Raw genomic sequence first — 20,402 nt, forward strand, 5'->3', positions numbered from 1 at the left:
CCCCGCCCCCCGCATGCTGATATTCGACGCGGTCGACTTCGCCGCCCCTCAGCCAGGCCGGCGCGCGATGGTCTCCTGCCACACCCACCAACAACGCCTGCAACTCCTGCGGGAGGCCGGCGTTTCAGAGTTGCCGCGCCCACACAATCATCGCCTACACCCATCAGCGCCCAAATACGCCGCTGACCCGGAGCACCGGGCTCATCCATCGACAAAAGACACCAGCGTGAGAGCGAACCGCTCAGATGGATCGCCGTCGACGGACGACATGGATGGGACAACCCGGCGAGGCGTCTTCCAGCAGGCGAGGGAGAGAGGGAACTATGCCGACGTCGCCCGGTTAGGTACAGGTACGACCTGACGCACCGCCACAGACTGCCTCAGCTTCAGGCGCTACCCGCACTCCTGGAGCATCGGCCGCACCGATGCTGGAGCGTCACTTGAGCGTCAAGAATGCTCGCCGATGCCCGGCTGTCACCGACGCCGTTCTTGCTTTGCGGTGAACTCGCAGGTCAGACCGCCTCCGCAGCTACGCCGACCGCTCAACCCGTTGCTTGTCCGGAAACAGGTCGGGCAGGCCGACAACATACGAAGAACCGCAGGTCAGAGGCTCTTCTGAGCCGGCTCAAGAATCGCCACACACTCCACGTGCGAGGTCATCGGAAACAGGTCGAACGCCCGCAGCGTCCGCACCTTGTAGCCGCCCTCCCGGAAGTACGCCAGGTCGCGGGCCAGTGCCGCCGGGTCGCAGGCGACGTACGCGATGCGGCGGGCGCCGAGGCCGGTCAGGTGCTTCACCGTCTGCTTGCCCGCGCCCGCGCGCGGCGGGTCGAGGACGATCAGGTCGCACTCGGTGATGCCGGTGCGGGGCAGGATCTGCTCGACCTTGCCGTGCTCGATGCGGACCCGGTCGAGGTCCTGGAGGTTGTGGCGGGCGTCCTCGACGGCGCGCTTGCCGGACTCGATGCCGAGCACCGCGCCCTTCTCGCCGATGCGCTGGCCGAGAGCACCGGCGAACAGGCCGACGCCGCAGTAGAGGTCGAGGGCGCTGTCGCCCTTGCGGGGCAGCAGGCCCTGCATGACCGCGCGGACGAGGGTGTTGGCGGCCTGCGGGTGGACCTGCCAGAAGCCGCCGGAGCCGACGCGGTACGTGCGGTCGTCGGCGCGTTCGCGGACGAAGCCGCGGCCGTGGACCCGGTGGACGCCGCCGTCGCGTTCATCGACGCGCAGGACCGAGACCGGCTTGTCGAGCTCGACGAGCGGCAGCCGGGCCCCGGGCTTCGGGGTGAGGATGACCTGGCGGTCGTTGGAGCCGGTGGCGGTGATGGCTTCCACCGAGGCCATGCCGGTCCAGTCGCGCTTCTCGATGCCGAGTTCGGAGACTCCGGGCGCCGCGATCATGCAGTGCTCGATCGGCTCGACGTCGTGCGAGCGGTGCTTGCGCAGGCCGGCCCGGCCGTTCTCGTCGATGGCGTACTGGACGCGGGTGCGCCACGCGGGCACCTCGCCCTTGGGGAGCTTGTCGCCCTCGGCGGGCATGACGGTGCCGTCCCAGCCCGCCTCCTCGGGGGTGAGGCCGGCGAGGCGCTGGAGCTGTTCGGCGATGACCTCGCCCTTGAGCCGCCGCTGGGCGCCCGGCTTGGCGTGCTGCCAGTCGCAGCCGCCGCACTTGCCGGGGCCGGCGTACGGGCAGGGGGCCTCGACGCGGTCCTTGGACGGTTCGATGATCGTGACGGCGTCGGCCCGCAGGAAGCGGGAGTCCTTCGCGCCGTCGGTGACCCGTGCGACGACCTTCTCGCCGGGGAGGGTGTGCCGCACGAAGAGGACCTGGCCCTCCGAGGTACGGGCGATGCAGTGGCCGCCGTGGGCGACGGGGCCCACCTCGACCTCGTACTCCGTGCCGATCAGTGAGTCCCCGGTCTGCGAGTCCTCGGCCGGCGACGAGGTGGTTTCGTTCTGCATGAGGGGGTGGCTCCAGAGATCAAAGGAAAAACGGCCGGACAACAACCCACAAGTCTACGTGGGTGGTGTCCGGCCGCTTACCAAACGGCGGGCACGGAGAGTCAGCTCTTGCTGGTCTCCTTGGTCCTTCGTTCCACGGGGCCCCGGCGCACCGAACCCGGAGCGTTCCAGTCCGCGCGCCTCCTGGCGCGCTTCTTCGCCGCCTCGGAGGATTCCAGCTGGTACGGGACGGACGTCACCATGACACCGGGGGTGAACAGCAGCCGCCCCTTGAGGCGCAGGGCGCTCTGGTTGTGCAGCACATGCTCGTACCAGTGGCCGACCACGTACTCCGGGATGTAGACGCTGACCACATCGCGCGGGCTCTCCCTGCGGAGGCTCTTCACGTAGTCGATGACCGGGCGGGTCACCTCGCGGTACGGGGAGTCGAGGATCTTCAGCGGAATGTTGATGCCGCGCCGCTCCCAGTCCTCCTTGAGCGCCTTCGTCTCGGCCGGGTCGACGCTGATGGAGAGCGCCTCCAGATGGTCGGAGCGGATCAGCTTGGCGTACGCGAGCGCGCGCAGCGTGGGCCGGTGCAGCTTGGAGACCAGGACGATGGAGTGGACCCGGGAGGGCTTCATGCTGTCGTCGGACGGGGCCTCGTCGGCGGAGATCTCCTCGGCGACGCGGTCGTAGTGCCTGCGGATCGCGGTCATCGTCCCGTAGAAGATCACCATGCCGAGCAGCGCCACCCAGGCGCCGTGGGTGAACTTCGTGGCGAGGACGACGACGAGTACCAGGCCGGTGAAGAAGGCGCCGAAGGTGTTGATCGCCCGGGAGCGGATCATGTGGCGGCGCTTGGCCGGGTCCTTCTCGGTCCTCAGATGGCGGTTCCAGTGCCGCACCATGCCGGTCTGGCTGAGGGTGAAGGAGACGAACACACCGACGATGTAGAGCTGGATCAGCCGGGTGGAGTCGGCTCCGTAGATCCAGGTGAGCAGGATGGCCGCGCCGGCCAGCAGCACGATGCCGTTGGAGAAGGCGAGCCGGTCGCCGCGGGTGTGGAGCTGGCGCGGCAGGTAGCGGTCCTGGGCGAGGATCGAGCCGAGGAGCGGGAAGCCGTTGTACGCGGTGTTGGCGGCCAGGAAGAGCACGAGCGCGGTGGCCGCGGCGAGGATGATGAAGAGGAACGATCCGTCGCCGAAGACGGCGGCCGCCACCTGGGAGATCACCGGGTCCTGGACGAAGCTCGAACCGACGGCGACGCCGTTGTGGATCAGGTCCGTCGCCGGGTTCTCCGCCATCTTCACATCGGTGGCCATGGCCAGGGCGATGATGCCGCAGAACATGGTGACGGCCAGCAGCCCCATCATGGCGAGGGTGGTCGCGGCGTTCTTGCTCTTCGGCTTGCGGAAAGCGGGGACGCCGTTGCTGATCGCCTCGACACCGGTCAGCGCCGCACAGCCGGAGGAGAACGCCCGCAGCAGCAGGAAGACGAGGGCGAAGCCGGCCAGGCCCTGGTGCTCGGGCCTGATCTCGTAGTCCGAGGTCGGGGCGTGCATGGTCTCGCCGAGGGCAAGACCGCGGAACGCACCCCAGGCGATCATGACGAAGACGCCCGCCACGAAGAGATAGGTGGGGATGGCGAAGAGCTTGCCGGACTCCTTGACGCCCCGCAGGTTCATCAGCGTCAGCAGCACGATGGCCCCGATCGCGCAGAGCGTCTTGTGCTCGACGACGAACGGGATCGCGGAGCCGAGGTTCTCCACACCGGAGGCGATCGACACGGCGACGGTCAGGACGTAGTCGACCAGCAGGGCGCTGGCGACGGTCAGACCGGCCTTGGGGCCGAGGTTGGTGGTGGCGACCTCGTAGTCGCCGCCACCGCTCGGGTAGGCGTGCACGTTCTGCCGGTACGAGGCGACGACCGTGAACATCAGGACCACGACAGCGGCCGCGATCCACGGGCTGAAGCGGTACGCCGACACGCCCGCGATGGACAGCACCAGGAGAACTTCGCCTGGTGCGTACGCCACCGAGGACAGCGGGTCGGATGCGAAGACGGGGAGGGCGATGCGCTTAGGGAGGAGCGTTTCCCCCAGCTTGTCGCTGCGCAGCGCCCGGCCGATCAGGATCCGTTTGGGCACGTCGGTCAGTTTGGACACGCAGAGGATCGTAAGCGTTCCGTATGGAGGCCGCCGACGCACCACCCCCATGGCCCCGCAATCTCCTGCACATAGCCGAGAACGCCACGGAATCCTTAACGGAATCCTTGCACTCGCCGCCTACGCGAACAGCGCACTGTAACCGTTCAGTGCCGGTTGGCCACCGAGATGGGCGTAGAGGACGGTGGCGTTCCGGTCGATCTCGCCGCGCGCCACGAGGTCGACGGTGGCGGCCATCGACTTTCCCTCGTAGACGGGGTCGGTGATCATGCCCTCGGTGCGGGCGGCCAGCCGCATGGCGTCGAGGGTGGTGTCGTCGGGGATGCCGTACGTCCCCGCGTGGTACCGCTCGTCCAGTTCGATGTCGTCGACGGTGATGTCCCGCCGCACGCCGATGAGCTGCGCGGTGGCGGCGGCGATCCTGGCGATCTGGTCGCGGGTACGGGTGGGCTCGGCGGAGGCGTCGACGCCCAGGACGCGGCGGGGGCGGCCTCCCGCCTCCTCGACGGCAGCGAAGCCCGCGACCATGCCGGCCTGGGTGGAACCGGTCACCGAGCAGACGACGACGGTGTCGAAGAAGACGCCGAGCTCGCGTTCCTGCTCGGCCACCTCGTACGCCCAGCCCGCGAAGCCGAGTCCGCCGAGCGGATGGTCGGAGGCGCCGGCCGGGATGGCGTACGGACGTCCCCCGCCCTCCTCGACCTGGCGCAGCGCCTCTTCCCAGCTCTCCTTGACGCCGATGCCGAATCCGGCGCGCACCAGCCGGACATCGGCGCCCGCGAGGCGGCTGATCAGGATGTTGCCGACCTTGTCGTAGACGGCGTCGGGCCACTCCACCCAGCTCTCCTGGATGAGTACGCACTTCAGGCCCGCCCGGGCCGCGACCGCCGCCACCTGACGGGTGTGGTTGGACTGCACGCCGCCGATCGAAACGAGCGTGTCGCAGCCCTTCGCCAGGGCGTCGGCCACGAGGTATTCGAGCTTGCGGGTCTTGTTGCCGCCGTACGCGATGCCGGAGTTGCAGTCCTCGCGTTTGGCCCAGACCGCCGCGCCGCCGAGGTGAGCAGTGAGGCGGTCGAGGCGGTGCACGGGCGAGGGGCCGAAGAGGAGCGGATAACGGGCGTACGAGGAGAGGGAGGCGGAGGAGGCGGAGGTGGTCATGGGGCTCCTGACGTCATGGGGTGGCGGGTTCGGCGGGCTTCTGCGGTTCCGGTGGTTCCTGCGGTCAGCCGGTCAGGGCGCGTCGGCCGATGTCTCGTCGGCGGGTTCGTCGTCAGCGGGTTCGTCAGCCAGTTCTTCGAGGACACGCCAGATCTCCGCGGTGATCCGGGCGGCGGCATCCGCATCGCGCGCCGCGCACGCCTCGATCAGCCGGTCGTGCAGTCCGGCCGAGCCGTGCGCAGCGCTCTCCGTGCCGAACTGCCGCCATTCCAGGCGCCGGATCAGCGGCGTGTAACGCTCGACGGTGGCGGCGACGGCGCGATTGCCGCAGGCGGTGACGAGGACGTCGTGCAGCTCGTCGTCGGCGCGCAGCGCGCCCGCGACGTCACCGCCCCGGGTCGCGGCCCGGAAGCGGCCGTTCGCCGCGCGCATCGCCGTGATGTCCGCGTCGGTGAGCAGGGGTACGGCGGTGCGGGCGGCCAGTTCCTGCATGGCGCGTACGACGGCGGCGGCGTCGCGTACGTCGCGCGGGACGAGCTGTGTCACCCGCGTATAGCTCTGCGGTTTGCTCTCGACGAGGCCTTCGCCGGTGAGCCGGGACAGGGCGTCGCGGACCGGGGCACGGGAGAGTCCGAGCCGTTCGGCGAGGTCGGCGTCGCGCACGGACGCGCCGGGTGGGATTTCGCCACGGACGATGGCGTCGCGGATGGCCCCGTACGCGGTGTCCCGCAACAGAGTCCGTTGGACGGGCCGGAGAGTCTCCATGAACTGACATGTTAGATGTCTGTGAGCTCTCGACTCAAGAGTCCGGACCCCGGGCCCGATGTCATGTGCTGTGCACAACGGCCGGCGCCCGGCGACGGGCGCCGGCCCCCGGCGTTCCGCTTTGCCACCCCTTTGCAGGTACCGCCGCGGTGAAAGCACACTCGAATGAGGCGACGCGTCCGTGGCCGCATAAGCTCATCCCGGGCAACGCCGAAAAACGTTGCCCCGTTGTTTGCCCGGCAAGCTGAGGAAAGAGTGTGAGCAGGGTGTTTTCGCAGGTCAGCCGGACGACCAGGACTGCGAGGTAGGCGCAAGGTGCACATCGTCATCATGGGCTGCGGGCGAGTAGGAGCCGCTCTCGCGCAGACCCTGGAACAGCAGGGGCACACAGTCGCCGTGATCGACCAGGACCCCACGGCGTTCCGGCGCCTCGGGTCCGGATTCGGCGGACGGCGGGTCACCGGCGTCGGTTTCGACCAGGACACCCTCCGTGAGGCGGGGATCGAGGAAGCCGGTGCGTTCGCCGCGGTGAGCAGCGGCGACAACTCGAACATCATCGCCGCCCGGGTGGCCCGCGAGATGTTCGGCATCGAGAACGTCGCGGCGCGGATCTACGACCCGCGGCGTGCCGAGGTCTACCAGCGGCTCGGCATCCCCACGGTCGCCACCGTGCGCTGGACCGCGGACCAGATGCTGCGGCGGCTGCTGCCGTCGGGGGCCGAGCCCCTGTGGCGCGACCCGAGCGGTGGTGTTCAGCTCGCAGAGGTGCACACCACGCCGTCGTGGATCGGGCACAAGATCAGCACGCTGCAGGAGGAGACGGGCGTCCGCGTGGCGTTCCTCACCCGACTGGGCGAAGCCATACTGCCTTCGTCGCAGACGGTGCTGCAGGAGGGCGACCTCGTCCACGTGATGATGCGTACGGACGAGATCGCGAAGGTCGAGGCGGCCTTTGCCGAGGGTCCTGAGGAGGGCGGTCACTGATGCGTGTCGCGATTGCCGGGGCCGGCGCGGTGGGCCGTTCCATCGCGGGCGAGCTGCTGGAGAACGGCCACGAGGTGCTGCTCGTGGACAAGGCGCCGACCGCCATCTCGGTGGAGCGGGTGCCGATGGCCGAGTGGCTGCTCGCGGACGCCTGCGAGATCACCTCGCTGGACGAGGCGGCGCTCCAACGGTGCAATGTCGTGATCGCCGCGACCGGCGACGACAAGGTGAACCTGGTCGTCTCGCTGCTCGCCAAGACGGAGTACGGCGTGCCGCGGGTCGTCGCCCGGGTCAACAACCCGAAGAACGAGTGGTTGTTCAACGAGTCGTGGGGCGTCGATGTCGCGGTCTCCACGCCGCGTCTGATGTCCGCGCTGGTCGAGGAAGCGGTGAGCGTCGGCGATCTGGTCCGGCTGCTGCGCTTCAGCCACGGCGACGCCAACCTGGTCGAGCTGACGCTGCCCCCGGAGTCGGCACTCGCCGGTACCCAGGTCGGCGATGTGGCGTGGCCGGAGGACACCTCGCTGGTCACCATCATCCGCGGTACGCGGGTGCTGACGCCGAGCTCCGAGGAGACGCTGGAGGCCGGTGACGAGCTGCTGTTCGTGGCCGCCCAGGCGCGCGAGGAGCAGCTGGAGGACCTCCTCTCGGTGCGCCGCGAGATCAGCGGCGGCTGACGGCAGCCGTCCCGTATTCCTGTACGCCGAAGGGGCCCGGAACCGTGCGTAACGGTTCCGGGCCCCTTCGGCTGTCGCGGGCCGGTCAGACCTCGTGGTGGCGGACGGCCGCAGCGGCTTCCGCCTTGCGGGCCTTTTCGGCCTCCTCCTCCGCCTCCATCTCGGCGAAGACGTCGATCGGCGGCGGCGCCTTTGCGAGGAAGACCCAGGTCAGATACACCGCGAGCAGGAACGGCGGGATCTTCAGGGCGACCAGGACCCAGCCGAGCTGCGCGGTGTCGGCCCACCAGTAGAGCGGGAAGAGGATCGCGCACTTGGCGAGCAGGATCAGCCCCCAGGCCCAGCTGGCCTTGGCGTACGCCTTCTTGCGGCCGGGGTTCCTGGTACGCCAGGAGAGGTTCTCCTTGAAGACCGGGCCCAGTATCAGGCCGATCAGCGGCACCCCTGCGAGGGTCGTGACGAGGTACGCGAGGGCCAGACCCAGCGTGTAGAGCATGCCGGGCAGGTAGAAGTCCTTGGCGTTGCCCGTCATCATCGCGAAGACCACGCCGAAGGCGACGCCGAAGACCCCGCTGAAGGCGTGCTTGACGGTGTCCTTGCGGATCAGTCGTACGGCGACGAGGACCAGGGACACGACCAGCGCCGCGATGGCCGAGATGTGCAGGTCCTTGTTGACGGTGAAGATCGTGACGAAGAGCAGCCCGGGAAGGACTGTCTCCACCATGCCCCGGATGCCGCCGAATGCCTCGAAGAGGGCGGCTTCGGTGACCGCCTTGGCGTCGGCCTCCTGCTGGGCGGTCGGGTTGGTGCGGTCCGTGTCGGACGTCGGCTTGTCGAGAGACGTCACCGGCTACTCCTTGCCGAGCGGTCGGAGTTCGTATTTGGGGTTGAACAGCACCCGGCGCCCGTGACTCATGGCGATCCGGCCCGAGGCGATGAGCTTGCGGCCCGGCTCAATGCCCACGATGGAGCGCCGGCCCAGCCAGACCACGTCGAGCGGTGCGGTGCCGTCGAAGAGCTCCGCCTCCAGGGCGGGCACTCCGGCGCGCGGCCGCAGGGTGACGGTCCGCAACGTACCAGTCACCTTGACGATCTGGCGGTCGGTGCAGTCGGAGATCCGCGTGCAACCCGATGCCTGCGAGTCCTCCTGCAGCTCCTCCGACTCCAGGTCCTGCTGGGAGCTGGACAGCCGGTCGAGCATCCGGCGGAAGCGGCCGGCCGGCCTCTCCGCCTTCTCGGGACGTGGAACAGCACTCATACCCGAAGGGTACCGGGCCACGGCGGTCCGGGCGGATGTCCGTTCTCTCACTCGAACGGGCTGTCCGGTACGGCCCGTTCTTGACGTCCGTCCGGTACGCGCGGGGCGCCGACCGCCGTCGATCCGGTGCGCTCGGGCATCAGCCGCGTTCGAAGCGGTAGCCCATGCCCGGCTCGGTGACGAAGTGCCGGGGGTGCGAGGGATCCGCCTCCAGCTTGCGTCGGAGCTGTGCCATGTAGACCCGCAGATAGTTAGTCTCGGTGCCGTAGGAGGGCCCCCACACCTCCTGCAGCAGCTGCTTCTGGCTGACCAGACGGCCGCTGTTGCGGACCAGGACCTCCAGCAGATGCCACTCGGTCGGGGTGAGCCGCACGTCGCGTCCCTCGCGGTGGACCTTCTTCGCCGCCAGGTCGACGGTGAACCCCTCGGTCTCGACCATCACGACGTCGTCGGCGCCGTCCTGGCCGACCGGCTCGGCCCGCCGTACCGAGGCGCGCAGCCGGGCCAGCAGCTCGTCCATGCCGAACGGCTTGGTGACGTAGTCGTCGGCCCCGGCGTCCAGCGCCTCGACCTTCTCGTCGGAGGTGTGGCGGGCGGAGAGCACCAGGATCGGCACCCGGGTCCAGCCGCGCAGCCCCTTGATCACCTCGACGCCGTCCATGTCCGGCAGCCCGAGGTCGAGGACGACGACATCGGGGTGGCGCGCGGCGGCGAGCTGCAGGGCGGTCGCACCGTCGGGCGCGGCGTCCACCTCGTACTTGCGCGCCTTCAGGTTGATCACGAGGGCGCGTACGATCTGCGGCTCGTCGTCGACCACAAGCACCCGGGTCATCGCGGACCTGCCTTTCTGCTGTACGGAACTGCTGACTGAGGCGGTACGGACTTCATGAGGCGACCTGCGCCGGCAGGTCGGGGCCGACCGGAACGTATCCCGACACCGCCTTGAGCGTCAGGACCATGGTCATGCCACCGCCGGGGGTGTCCTCGGCTCCGAGGGTGCCGCCCATGGACTCCACGAAGCCGCGGGCGACGGCGAGTCCGAGACCGACCCCGGCGCCGCGCGGGGCGTCGCCGTAACGCTGGAACGGCTCGAAGATCCGCTCCTTGCCCTCGTCGGGGACGCCGGGCCCGCGGTCGGCCACCCGTAGCTCGACCCGGGAGCCCAGCGCGCTGGCGGCCACCGTGACGCGTTCCCCGTCGGGGCTGTACTTGACGGCGTTCTCGACGATGTTGGCGACGGCCCGCTCCAGCAGTCCCGGGTCGACGGCGACCATCGGCAGCGACTCCGGGATGTCCAGGTCGACGCTGTCCTCCGGTACGCCTCCGAGCGCCATCGGGACCACCTCGTCGAGGTCGATCTCGCGGATCAGCGGGGTGACGGTGCCGGTCTGCAGCCGGGACATGTCGAGGAGATTGCCGACCAGGTGGTCGAGGCGGTCGGCGCCGGCCTCGATGCCTTCCAGGAGCTCCGCCCGGTCCTCGTCGGACCAGGCGACATCGTCGGAGCGCAGTGAGCTGACGGCGGCCTTGATGGCGGCCAGCGGGGTCCGCAGGTCATGGCTGACTGCGGCCAGCAGCGCGGTCCGTATCCGGTTGCCCTCGGCAAGCCGGCGGGCCTCCTCCGCCTCCCCGATCAGTCGCTGCCGGTCGAGTACGACGGCGGCCTGAGCGGCGAACGCGCCGAGCACGCGACGGTCCTCGGCGGGCAGCACCCGGCCGGACAGCGCGAGCGCCATGTGGTCGCCCACGGGCATGTCCACATCGGCGTCCTCCGGACGGGCGACCGGCCCGGGGCCGACGCTGCCCGCACAGGTCCACGGGTCGACGTCGCTCTTCCGCTCCAGCAGCGCCACGGACTCCATCGCGAAGGTCTCGCGGACCCGCTCCAGCAGGGCGTCCAGCGTCGTCTCACCGCGCAGGACACTGCCCGCGAGGAACGAGAGGATCTCGGACTCGGCGCGCAGCCGGGCCGCCTGATGGGTACGGCGGGCCGCCAGATCGACGACGGAGGCCACCGCCACCGCGACCGCGAAGAAGATCACGATGGCGACGAAGTTCCTCGGATCCTGAACCGTCAGGGTGTGGGTCGGTGGGGTGAACCAGTAGTTCAGCAGCAGGGAGCCGACGGCCGCCGAGGCGAGGGCGGGCAGCAGCCCGCCGATCAGGGCTGCGGCAACGGTCATGAAGAGGAAGAGCAGGACGTCGTTGGCGAGCCCCGGGCCATCCTTCAGGCCGGTGAGCAGCACCGTGAGGAGGGCCGGGCCGCCGACCCCGACCAGCCAGCCCCAGACGATCCGGGCCCGGCCCAGCCGGGCGCCGCGGGCGATCGGCAGTCCGCGGCCCTTGGCGACCTCTTCGTGCGTGACGATGTGGACATCGAGGTCGGGGCCGGACTCGCGGGCGACGGTGGCTCCGACGCCGGGTCCGTAGATGTACTGCCAGGCCTTGCGGCGGCTGGAGCCGAGCACGATCTGGGTGGCGTTGACACCGCGGGCGAATTCGAGGAGCGCCGAGGGTATGTCGTCGCCGATGACGTGGTGGAACGTACCGCCGAGGTCCTCGACGAGGGTGCGCTGGACGGTGAGTTCCTTGGGCGACGCGGAGGTCAGTCCGTCGCTGCGGGCGATGTAGACGGCGAGGATCTCGCTGCCGGAGCCCTTGGCGGCCATGCGGGATGCGCGGCGGATCAGCGTACGACCCTCGGGGCCGCCGGTGAGTCCGACGACGATGCGTTCACGGGCCTGCCAGGTGGAGCGGATGTTGTGTTCGCCGCGGTACGCCTGGAGGTACTCGTCGACCCGGTCGGCGACCCAGAGGAGGGCGAGCTCGCGCAGGGCGGTGAGGTTGCCCGGGCGGAAGTAGTTGGACAGGGACGCGTCGATCCGGTCCGGCTTGTAGATGTTGCCGTGGGCCATCCGACGGCGCAGCGCCTGCGGCGACATGTCGACCAGTTCGAGCTGGTCGGCGCGGCGGACGACCTCGTCGGGGACGGTCTCGCGCTGCTGTACGCCCGTTATCGACTCGACGACGTCGCCCAGCGACTCCAGGTGCTGGATGTTGACGGTGGAGATGACGTCGATGCCGGCCTGGAGGAGTTCCTCGACGTCCTGCCAGCGCTTGGCGTTGCGCGAGCCCGGCACATTGGTGTGGGCCAGTTCGTCCACCAGGGCGACGGCCGGGGCGCGTTCCAGGACCGCGTCGACGTCCATCTCGGTGAAGACGGCGGACCGGTACTCGATCTCGCGGCGCCGGATCTGTTCCAGGCCGTGCAGCATGACCTCGGTGCGCGGCCGGTCGTGGTGCTCCACGAACGCCACGACGCAGTCGGTGCCCCGCTCCACCCTGCGATGGGCCTCGGAGAGCATCGCGTACGTCTTGCCGACGCCCGGTGCCGCACCCAGGTAGATCCGAAGCTTGCCGCGTGCCATGGCCCCATTGTCTTTCAGAACGGCTGCGGCCGGTGCGGCAGCCGAACTCGAAGCTACCCCGAGAATTTGCGACAAATGGGACGGAGAGTCGGACAGAAGGCCGAATTGACAGAATTCTGATGCGTCGAACCGGGCCGATTGCCCATATTTCGAAAATGAGCGACAAAAGGTGCCCGGGGCGAACCCGGGTACCCCTCTCCCCCGCCCCTACGCGTACTCGGCGATATGCCCGTCGCTGAGCTCCAGCACCCGGTCCGCCAGCCCCAGCAGCTGCGCATCGTGCGTCGCCACCAGCGCGGTCACCCCCTCGCTCCGTACCACCGCGCGCAACAGCTCCATCACGGCGAGCCCCGTCTCCGCGTCGAGCTGCCCCGTCGGTTCGTCCGCGATCAGCAGTGCGGGCCGGTTGGCGAGCGCGCGGGCGATGGCGACGCGCTGCTGCTGGCCGCCCGAGAGCTCGCCGGGCCGCTGCGCACTGTGGTCGCCGAGCCCGACCAGGGAGAGCAGCAGCGCCACCCGGTCCTCCCGCTCGCGCGGATCCGCCTTGCGCAGCCGCATCGGTACGCCGACGTTCTCCGCGGCGGTCAGGATCGGGATCAGGCCGAACGACTGGAAGATGAAGCCGATCCGGTCCCGGCGCAGCTCCAGCAGCCCGTTCTCGCCGAGCTCGGACAGGTCCGTGCCGTCGACGGTGATCCGGCCGCGGTCGGGGCTGTCGAGGCCGCCGACCAGGTTCAGCAGGGTCGTCTTGCCGGAGCCCGAACGCCCCTTGAGTGCGACGAGCTCGCCACGCGGCACGTCGAAGGAGACCCCGCGCAGCGCGTGGACGGCGCCCGCGCCGGTTCCGTACGAGCGGTGCAGGTCCTCGACGCGGACCATCGGCCCGCGGGCCGACTCCTCGGCGACGGCCGTGCCGCCCTGCCCGCCGGTGCTCTTTACGCCGGTGCTGTCGGTCATGCGCTCCCCCATGCGTGGTCGGTCCTCGTCGGCCGCCAGTATGTGCATGAGGCAGACGGCCGGGCAATGGCCGGGACCCCCCGCGCGGATGTGACGGGTCGCCGTGGTCCCTGCAGCAGGACCACGGCGACCCGTCACATCCGCCGGCGAAGGGATCAGCCTCCGTTCACCAACTCCTTGAGCGCGATGTTGAGCTGAAGGACGTTGACCCGCGGCTCGCCCACGAAGCCGAGGATCCGGCCATCGGTGTGCTGCTTCACGAGCTTCTCGACCTGGTCGACGCCGAGGTGGTTCCGCTCGGCGACGCGGCGCACCTGGAGCTGTGCGTAGGCCGGGGAGATGTCCGGGTCGAGGCCGGACCCGGAGGAGGTCACGGCGTCCGCCGGCACGTCCGAGGGGCTGACCGGGTGCCCGGGCACGGAGTTGTCCTTGACGACGGCGGCCTTGGCGTCCGTGACCCAGTCGATCAGGTCCTTGTTGTCGCCGGACCGGTTCGTCGCCCCGGACAGGATCAGCTTGTACTGGGTGTTGACGCTGTTGGTACCGAGCCCGTTGGACGGGCGCGGCTGGAACCACCTGAGGTCCGGGGCCGGGGTCTCCTGGCCCTTCTTCAGCGGCAGGTCGTAGCGCTGGCCGATCAGTTCGGAGCCGACGACCTTGCCGTTCGCCGTGATCTCGGAGCCGTTCGCCCTGCCCGGGAAGAGGCCCTGGGCGACGCCGGTGACGGCGAGCGGGTAGATCACGCCGCAGACGATCGTGAGGACGAGCAGGGCGCGCAGCCCGGCCCAGAGCAGCCGAACGGTGTTTCCCGCGGAGTTGTTCATGGAGGTCATGGCGCGATCAGCCGATTCCGGGAATGAGGGAGAGGATCAGGTCGATGATCTTGATGCCGATGAACGGGGCGACCAGGCCGCCCAGTCCGTAGATCCCGAGGTTCCGCCGGAGCATCGAGTCGGCGCTGCTCGGCCGATAGCGCACGCCCTTCAGGGCGAGCGGCACCAGAGCGATGATGATCAGCGCGTTGAAGACGACGGCGGACAGGATCGCGGACTCCGGCGAGGACAGCTGCATGATGTTCAGCTTGTCCAGGCCCGGGTAGACCACCGCGAACATCGCCGGGATGATCGCGAAGTACTTCGCGACGTCGTTGGCGATCGAGAAGGTGGTCAGGGCACCGCGGGTGATCAGCAACTGCTTGCCGATCTCGACGATCTCGATGAGCTTGGTCGGGTTGGAGTCCAGGTCCACCATGTTCCCGGCCTCCTTGGCGGCCGAGGTACCGGTGTTCATGGCCACGCCGACATCGGCCTGGGCGAGCGCCGGGGCGTCGTTCGTGCCGTCACCGGTCATCGCGACGAGCTTGCCGCCGGCCTGCTCACGCTTGATGAGGGCCATCTTGTCCTCGGGCGTGGCCTCGGCGAGGAAGTCGTCGACCCCCGCCTCCTCGGCGATCGCCTTCGCGGTCAGCGGATTGTCGCCGGTGATCATCACCGTACGGATACCCATCCGGCGCAGCTCGTCGAACCGCTCCCGCATGCCCTCCTTGACGACGTCCTTGAGGTGGATGACGCCGAGGATCCGGGCACCCCGCTCGTCGTCGACGGCGACCAGCAGCGGTGTACCGCCCACCTGGGAGATCCGGTCGGTGAGCGTGCGGGCGTCCGGCGAGACGGTGCCGCCCCGCTCCTCGACCCAGGCGACGACCGAGCCGGTCGCACCCTTGCGGATCCTGCGCCCCTCGACGTCCACGCCGGACATCCGGGTCTGTGCGGTGAAGCCGACCCACTCTGCCCCGACGAGCTGACCCTGGTGGCGCTCGCGCAGCCCGTACGTCTCCTTCGCCAGGACGACGACGGAGCGGCCCTCGGGCGTCTCGTCGGCCAGGGAGGAGAGCTGGGCGGCGTCCGCCAGTTCGGCCTCCGTCACGCCCGTGACCGGGACGAACTCGGCTGCCTGCCGGTTGCCGAGCGTGATGGTTCCGGTCTTGTCGAGGAGCAGGGTCGACACGTCGCCGGCGGCCTCGACGGCGCGTCCGGACATGGCGAGGACATTGCGCTGGACGAGGCGGTCCATGCCGGCGATGCCGATCGCGGAGAGCAGCGCGCCGATGGTGGTCGGGATGAGGCAGACCAGCAGGGCGGTCAGCACGATCATCGACTGCCGCTGTCCGGCGTAGATCGCGAACGGCTGCAGGGTGACGACGGCCAGCAGGAAGACGATGGTGAGGGACGCGAGCAGGATGTTGAGCGCGATCTCGTTGGGCGTCTTCTGCCGGGCGGCGCCCTCGACCAGGTTGATCATCCGGTCGATGAAGGTCTCACCGGGCTTGGTGGTGATCTTGATGACGATGCGGTCGGAGAGCACCTTCGTACCACCGGTGACGGCCGAGCGGTCGCCGCCCGACTCCCGGATGACCGGTGCGGACTCCCCTGTGATGGCGGACTCGTCGACGCTGGCGACGCCCTCGACGACGTCACCGTCGCCGGGGACGATGTCACCGGCCTCGCAGACCACCAGGTCACCGATGCGCAGATCGGTGCCGGGTACGCGATCCTCGTTCTTCCCGACGAGCCGGCGCGCGACCGTGTCGGTCTTGGCCTTGCGCAGCGTGTCGGCCTGCGCCTTGCCGCGGCCCTCGGCGACCGCCTCCGCCAGGTTGGCGAAGATCGTGGTGAGCCAGAGCCACGCGGCGATCGCCCAGCCGAACCAGTCGGTCGGGTCCAGGGCGGCAAGGACGGTGGTGAGCACCGAACCGGCCAGGACCACGAACATCACCGGCGACTTGACCATCACCCGCGGATCGAGCTTGCGGACCGCGTCGGGGAAGGACTTGAGCAGCTGCTTGGGGTCGAACAGCCCCGCGCCGACGCGTCCTTCGGTCCGGTGACCGGTGGCCGCGTCCTGGTGCGGTGCCAGGTCCTTGGTGACAGTGGACATCGCGTCCTCATGCATCGATTCGTCGTGTTGCGTACGTGTGGTGGTCATGACGCCAGCCCCTCGGCCAGCGGCCCCAACGCGAGGGCCGGGAAGTAGGTCAGCCCGGCGACGATCATGATCGTGCCGACCAGCAGTCCACTGAAGAGCGGCTTGTGGGTGCCGAGTGTGCCGACGGTCGCCGGTACGGGCCGCTGCTCGGCGAGCGAGCCGGCCAGAGCCAGGACGAAGACCATGGGCAGGAACCGGCCCAGCAGCATCGCGAGCCCGATCGTGGTGTTGAACCACTGGGTGTCCGCGTTGAGCCCGGCGAATGCCGAACCGTTGTTGTTGGCGCCGGAGGTGTAGGCGTACAGGATCTCGGAGAAGCCGTGCGCACCGGAGTTGGTCATCGAATGGACCGGGGTGGGCAGGGCCATCGCCGCCGCGGTGAAGCAGAGCACCAGTGCCGGGGTGATGAGGATGTAGCAGGCCGCGAGCTTGATCTCGCGGGTGCCGATCTTCTTGCCGAGGTACTCGGGGGTGCGGCCGACCATCAGGCCCGCGATGAACACCGCGATGATCGCCATGATCAGCATGCCGTAGAGGCCGGAGCCGGTACCACCGGGGGCGATCTCGCCGAGTTGCATGCCCAGCATGGCGATGCCTCCGCCGAGGCCGGTGAACGAGGAGTGGAAGGAATTCACCGCTCCGGTCGAGGTCAGCGTGGTGGCCACGGCGAAGATCGACGATCCGCCGACCCCGAAGCGGGTCTCCTTGCCCTCCATCGCCCCGCCCGCGATGTCGAACGCGGGTCCGTGGTGGGCAAACTCGGTCCACATCATCAGCGCCGTGAAGCCGAGCCAGATGATGCCCATCGCCGCGAGAATCGCGTAGCCCTGCTTCAGCGAGCCGACCATCCGCCCGAAGGTGCGGGTCAGCGAGAACGGGATGACCAGGATCAGGAAGATCTCAAGGAGGTTCGAGAGCCCGTTGGGGTTCTCGAAGGGGTGCGCCGAATTGGCGTTGAAGTAACCGCCGCCGTTGGTGCCCAGCTCCTTGATGGCCTCCTGCGAGGCGACCGCACCGCCGTTCCACTGCTGCGAGCCGCCCATGAACTGGCCGACCCCGTGGATGCCGGAGAAGTTCTGGATGGCCCCGCACGCCACGAGCACGAGCGCGGCGATCACGGCGATCGGCAGCAGGATCCGTATCGTGCCGCGCACCAGGTCGGACCAGAAGTTGCCGAGCTCACCGGTGCGGGAGCGGGCGAAGCCCCGTACGAGCGCCACCGCGACGGCGATGCCGACGGAGGCCGAGACGAAGTTCTGCACCGCGAGGCCGCCGGTCTGGACGACATGGCCCATGGCCTGCTCGCCGTAGTACGACTGCCAGTTGGTGTTCGCCACGAAGGAGGCCGCCGTGTTGAACGCCTGATCGGGGTCGATCGAGGAGAAGCCGAGCGAGCCGGGCAGGCTGCCCTGGAACCGCTGCAGCAGGTACAGGAAGAGGACGCTCACCGCGGAGAACGCGAGGACGCCGCGGAGATAGGCGGGCCAGCGCATCTCCGTGTCGGGGTTGGCGCCGATGGCCCTGTAAATCCACTTCTCGACCCGGAGGTGTTTCTTCGAGGAGTAGACGCCGGCCATGTAGTCGCCGAGCGGACGGTACGCCAGACCCAGCGCCACGACGAGCGCGAGCAGCTGGAGCACACCAGCGAGGACGGGGCTCATATCGGGCTCAGAACCTCTCCGGGTACAGAAGGGCGAGGACGAGATAGCCCAGCAGGGCGACGGCCACGATCAGACCGACGATGTTCTCGGCAGTCACAGCTTCGCCACCCCCTTGGCGACAAGAGCCACCAGCGCGAAGACCGCGATCGTGGTGACGACGAAGGCCAGATCGGCCACCGTGTGCTCCTAGATGAGGTTCGGATTCTCGGACCTCTTGAGCAAACCCCCGTCCGAAGCCCCCGTGGCCTGCGTTGATGGCTTCCTTACGGGGAAGGTCGCGCCCTTGACGGCGCTCATACGTGCCGCATACGCGCCCCATACACGCGCCGGTGAGCGTGCTCCGTCGCGCACTCCGTCGCGCGCTCCGCAGGCGCGCTCCTCGGGCATGCAAAAGCCGGTGGGCCGCACCTCCCTCGAAGGGAAGTACGGCCCACCGGCCGAAGCTGTCACGCGCCCCGGGGGGCGGTTCAGCGCACCTCGGTGATCTCGGGCCCGCGCTGGAGCTGGCCCATGCCACCGGAGAACTTCGAGCTCTCCTGGTCCTCCTGCTGCACGCCCTCGGGCACCATCTGTGCGTCGTTGGGGAGCTTGAGGACGATCGGGTCGCGCGGGGCCATCGGGCCCTCGCCACGGACGACCACAGTGTCCCGGAAGATCGTCTCCAGCAGCCCGGCGGCCTGCGGCTGCACGGCGCCCTGGCCGGAGATCACTCCGCGCAGGAACCAGCGCGGCCCGTCGACGCCGACGAAGCGCACCAGCTGGACGCCGTTCGTCCCGTCCGGAAGCTGTACGGGGACCTGTGCCCGCAGCTCCCAGCCCAGCGGGCCCTCGACCTCGTCGATGATCCCGCCCTGCTGGGTGATGCCGGCAGCGATCTCCTCGCGGACCTCGCCCCAGATGCCCTCTTTCTTGGGGGCGGCGAAGGCCTGCAGCTGGATCGCGCTGTCACGCAGCACGACGGTGGCGGCGACGATCGCGTCGCCGGCGACCTCGACGCGCAGCTCCATGCCGTCGACCCCGGGCACGAAGATGCCGCCCAGGTCGACCCGGCCCTCGCCGGGCTGGGAGACCTCGTCGATGTCCCACGGCCCGTCCGGCCGCGGCGCCGGCGGGAGGTTCACCCGGCCCGCTCCGCTCTCGGCGGCGTCGGTGTCGTCGAGCTCGTCGACGACCTGCTCGGCCTCGCGCGCTTCGTCCGCCACGTCCTCGGCGGAACCACTCTTCTTGCGACGTCCGAACACGTCACTGTCCTTCCCGGTCGGGTACGACCGAAGCGTAGCTGTTCCCGCCCTGGGTGATCCCGCCCCTGACGCCGTCAACATCACCCGTGGCATGCCCTCCGGTGGAACCGAAGCCGCCCTCGCCCCGCGCCGAGCCGGGCAGTTCCGACACCTCGTGGAAGCGCACCTTCTCAACCTGCTGGACGACCAGTTGGGCAATCCGGTCGAACCTCTCGAACCGCACGCTCTCGCGCGGGTCGAGATTGATGACGATGACCTTGATCTCTCCACGGTACCCGGCATCAACCGTCCCCGGGGCATTGACAAGGGCGACTCCGCAGCGGGCCGCGAGGCCGGACCGCGGATGCACGAACGCGGCGTACCCGTCGGGCAACGCGATCGACACGCCGGTGGGCAGCATCGCGCGCTCGCCGGGGGCGAGCTCGGCGGCCTCGGTGGTCACCAGATCGACCCCGGCGTCGCCCGGGTGCCCGTACGCCGGAATCGGCACCTCCGGATCGACCCGGCGAAGCAGTACGTCGACGGGACGGCGCATCAGGGGTTCACCTCGAAGGCACGGGCGCGCCTGACCTGGTCCGGGTCGGCCATTGCCGCCTGGATCTCGGCGGGGCGGCCGTTCTCGATGAAGTGGTCCACCTTGACCTCGATGAACAGGGCCTCCGCGCGGACCGCGACGGGCCCGTCCGGGCCGCCGATCCGGCCGGTCGCCCGGGAGAAGATCTTCCGGCCGTGCACGGCGGTGACCTCGGCGTCCAGGTGCAGCACGGTGTCGACCGGCACGGGCCGCACGAAGTCGGTCTCCAGCCGCCCGGTCACCGCGATCACCCGCAGCAGCCAGTTCAGCGAGCCCAGCGTCTCGTCCAGCGCCGTCGCCAGGACGCCGCCGTGCGCAAGGCCCGGGGCCCCCTGGTGGGCGGCCTTCACCGTGAACTCGGCGGTGACGCTGACACCCTCGCCGGCCCGCGCCTGAAGGTGCAGCCCGTGCGGCTGTCCTTCACCGCAGCCGAAACAGTGTGCGTAGTGCGCGCCGAGGAGCTCGCCGGGGGCCGGGGCGTCGGGATGCCGAACCGGTTTCACCGCGTCGGCCGGTGGCTGAAGAGCCGCAGATGTTCCACTCACAGGCGCAGACCTTACCCGCGCGGGCAGCCGCGGGTCGCGCCGTGCCAAGCTTGGGTT

General features: G+C 69.5%; 18 protein-coding genes. 2 read left to right on the plus strand and 16 right to left on the minus strand.

Annotated features, from left to right (window positions below):
- Positions 1 to 603: 603 nt before the first annotated feature.
- The 4 genes from OG972_RS11225 to OG972_RS11240 form a co-directional block, all read right to left on the minus strand.
- A complete protein-coding gene (locus OG972_RS11225; protein WP_266980634.1) occupies positions 604 to 1,962 on the minus strand; it encodes a class I SAM-dependent RNA methyltransferase in 1,359 nt (452 codons plus the stop codon).
- A gap of 101 nt (positions 1,963 to 2,063) precedes the next feature.
- Entirely contained in the window at positions 2,064 to 4,109 is a 2,046-nt protein-coding gene (locus OG972_RS11230) for an APC family permease (protein WP_266980636.1), read from the minus strand.
- Positions 4,110 to 4,229: 120 nt separating this feature from the next.
- Complete coding sequence (locus tag OG972_RS11235; RefSeq protein WP_266980638.1) at positions 4,230 to 5,270, minus strand: 1-aminocyclopropane-1-carboxylate deaminase; 1,041 nt, start codon at positions 5,268 to 5,270, stop codon at positions 4,230 to 4,232.
- Between the two features lie 72 nt (positions 5,271 to 5,342).
- On the minus strand, positions 5,343 to 6,035 hold the full coding sequence (locus OG972_RS11240) for a GntR family transcriptional regulator (RefSeq protein ID WP_266980640.1): 693 nt from the start codon (positions 6,033 to 6,035) through the stop codon (positions 5,343 to 5,345).
- A 315-nt stretch (positions 6,036 to 6,350) separates the two neighbouring features.
- On the opposite strand from OG972_RS11240, the gene OG972_RS11245 reads away from it, so the two are divergent.
- Positions 6,351 to 7,019, plus strand: coding sequence for a TrkA family potassium uptake protein (locus OG972_RS11245; RefSeq protein WP_026242838.1), 669 nt, complete (start codon positions 6,351 to 6,353; stop codon positions 7,017 to 7,019).
- Entirely contained in the window at positions 7,019 to 7,696 is a 678-nt protein-coding gene (locus OG972_RS11250) for a TrkA family potassium uptake protein (protein ID WP_037701202.1), read from the plus strand. The genes OG972_RS11245 and OG972_RS11250 overlap by 1 nt, the downstream gene beginning before the upstream one ends.
- 85 nt (positions 7,697 to 7,781) lie before the next feature.
- Here the strand turns inward: OG972_RS11250 and OG972_RS11255 are convergent, their stop codons facing one another.
- The 12 genes from OG972_RS11255 to OG972_RS11310 form a co-directional block, all read right to left on the minus strand.
- Positions 7,782 to 8,543 carry a DUF3159 domain-containing protein gene (locus tag OG972_RS11255; protein WP_266980643.1) on the minus strand — a complete coding sequence of 254 codons (762 nt, stop codon included), beginning with the start codon at positions 8,541 to 8,543 and terminating at the stop codon, positions 7,782 to 7,784.
- A gap of 3 nt (positions 8,544 to 8,546) precedes the next feature.
- Entirely contained in the window at positions 8,547 to 8,954 is a 408-nt protein-coding gene (locus OG972_RS11260) for an OB-fold nucleic acid binding domain-containing protein (RefSeq protein ID WP_266980645.1), read from the minus strand.
- 139 nt (positions 8,955 to 9,093) lie between these two features.
- Positions 9,094 to 9,786, minus strand: coding sequence for a response regulator (locus OG972_RS11265; RefSeq protein WP_037701205.1), 693 nt, complete (start codon positions 9,784 to 9,786; stop codon positions 9,094 to 9,096).
- A 52-nt stretch (positions 9,787 to 9,838) separates the two neighbouring features.
- Positions 9,839 to 12,382, minus strand: coding sequence for a sensor histidine kinase KdpD (locus OG972_RS11270; protein ID WP_266980648.1), 2,544 nt, complete (start codon positions 12,380 to 12,382; stop codon positions 9,839 to 9,841).
- 207 nt (positions 12,383 to 12,589) lie between these two features.
- Entirely contained in the window at positions 12,590 to 13,339 is a 750-nt protein-coding gene (locus OG972_RS11275) for an ABC transporter ATP-binding protein (protein WP_266980650.1), read from the minus strand.
- Between the two features lie 155 nt (positions 13,340 to 13,494).
- Positions 13,495 to 14,163, minus strand: coding sequence for a potassium-transporting ATPase subunit C (locus OG972_RS11280; protein ID WP_266990412.1), 669 nt, complete (start codon positions 14,161 to 14,163; stop codon positions 13,495 to 13,497).
- A gap of 16 nt (positions 14,164 to 14,179) precedes the next feature.
- On the minus strand, positions 14,180 to 16,276 hold the full coding sequence (gene kdpB, locus OG972_RS11285) for a potassium-transporting ATPase subunit KdpB (RefSeq protein WP_266990414.1): 2,097 nt from the start codon (positions 16,274 to 16,276) through the stop codon (positions 14,180 to 14,182).
- A 44-nt stretch (positions 16,277 to 16,320) separates the two neighbouring features.
- Positions 16,321 to 17,985 (minus strand): potassium-transporting ATPase subunit KdpA, encoded by a 1,665-nt coding sequence (kdpA, locus tag OG972_RS11290; protein ID WP_266980652.1) that lies wholly within the window; start codon positions 17,983 to 17,985, stop codon positions 16,321 to 16,323.
- A gap of 7 nt (positions 17,986 to 17,992) precedes the next feature.
- Positions 17,993 to 18,082, minus strand: a complete 90-nt coding sequence (gene kdpF, locus OG972_RS11295; protein ID WP_037701211.1) for a K(+)-transporting ATPase subunit F — start codon at positions 18,080 to 18,082, stop codon at positions 17,993 to 17,995.
- 370 nt (positions 18,083 to 18,452) lie between these two features.
- Entirely contained in the window at positions 18,453 to 19,226 is a 774-nt protein-coding gene (locus tag OG972_RS11300) for a DUF3710 domain-containing protein (protein WP_266980654.1), read from the minus strand.
- 1 nt (position 19,227) lies between these two features.
- The gene (gene dut, locus OG972_RS11305; RefSeq protein WP_266980656.1) at positions 19,228 to 19,761 is read right to left on the minus strand and encodes a dUTP diphosphatase; all 534 of its coding nucleotides are present in this window, start codon (positions 19,759 to 19,761) and stop codon (positions 19,228 to 19,230) included.
- Positions 19,761 to 20,345 (minus strand): PaaI family thioesterase, encoded by a 585-nt coding sequence (locus OG972_RS11310; RefSeq protein ID WP_266980658.1) that lies wholly within the window; start codon positions 20,343 to 20,345, stop codon positions 19,761 to 19,763. Before OG972_RS11310 ends, dut begins: the two co-directional genes overlap by 1 nt.
- Between the last annotated feature and the right edge of the window lie 57 nt (positions 20,346 to 20,402).

Source organism: Streptomyces sp. NBC_01669 (assembly GCF_026339735.1).
GTDB lineage: Bacteria > Actinomycetota > Actinomycetes > Streptomycetales > Streptomycetaceae > Streptomyces > Streptomyces yanii.

Excerpts from the sequence above, each read along its gene's own strand:
- OG972_RS11225 (WP_266980634.1), bottom strand. The coding sequence starts at position 1,962 with ATGCAGAACGAAACCACCTCGTCGCCGGCCGAGGACTCGCAGACCGGG.
- OG972_RS11235 (WP_266980638.1), bottom strand. The coding sequence starts at position 5,270 with ATGACCACCTCCGCCTCCTCCGCCTCCCTCTCCTCGTACGCCCGTTAT.
- OG972_RS11240 (WP_266980640.1), bottom strand. The coding sequence starts at position 6,035 with ATGGAGACTCTCCGGCCCGTCCAACGGACTCTGTTGCGGGACACCGCG.
- OG972_RS11250 (WP_037701202.1), top strand. The coding sequence starts at position 7,019 with ATGCGTGTCGCGATTGCCGGGGCCGGCGCGGTGGGCCGTTCCATCGCG.
- OG972_RS11260 (WP_266980645.1), bottom strand. The coding sequence starts at position 8,954 with ATGAGTGCTGTTCCACGTCCCGAGAAGGCGGAGAGGCCGGCCGGCCGC.
- OG972_RS11265 (WP_037701205.1), bottom strand. The coding sequence starts at position 9,786 with ATGACCCGGGTGCTTGTGGTCGACGACGAGCCGCAGATCGTACGCGCC.
- OG972_RS11270 (WP_266980648.1), bottom strand. The coding sequence starts at position 12,382 with ATGGCACGCGGCAAGCTTCGGATCTACCTGGGTGCGGCACCGGGCGTC.
- OG972_RS11275 (WP_266980650.1), bottom strand. The coding sequence starts at position 13,339 with ATGACCGACAGCACCGGCGTAAAGAGCACCGGCGGGCAGGGCGGCACG.
- OG972_RS11280 (WP_266990412.1), bottom strand. The coding sequence starts at position 14,163 with ATGAACAACTCCGCGGGAAACACCGTTCGGCTGCTCTGGGCCGGGCTG.
- kdpB (WP_266990414.1), bottom strand. The coding sequence starts at position 16,276 with ATGTCCACTGTCACCAAGGACCTGGCACCGCACCAGGACGCGGCCACC.
- kdpA (WP_266980652.1), bottom strand. The coding sequence starts at position 17,985 with ATGAGCCCCGTCCTCGCTGGTGTGCTCCAGCTGCTCGCGCTCGTCGTG.
- dut (WP_266980656.1), bottom strand. The coding sequence starts at position 19,761 with ATGCGCCGTCCCGTCGACGTACTGCTTCGCCGGGTCGATCCGGAGGTG.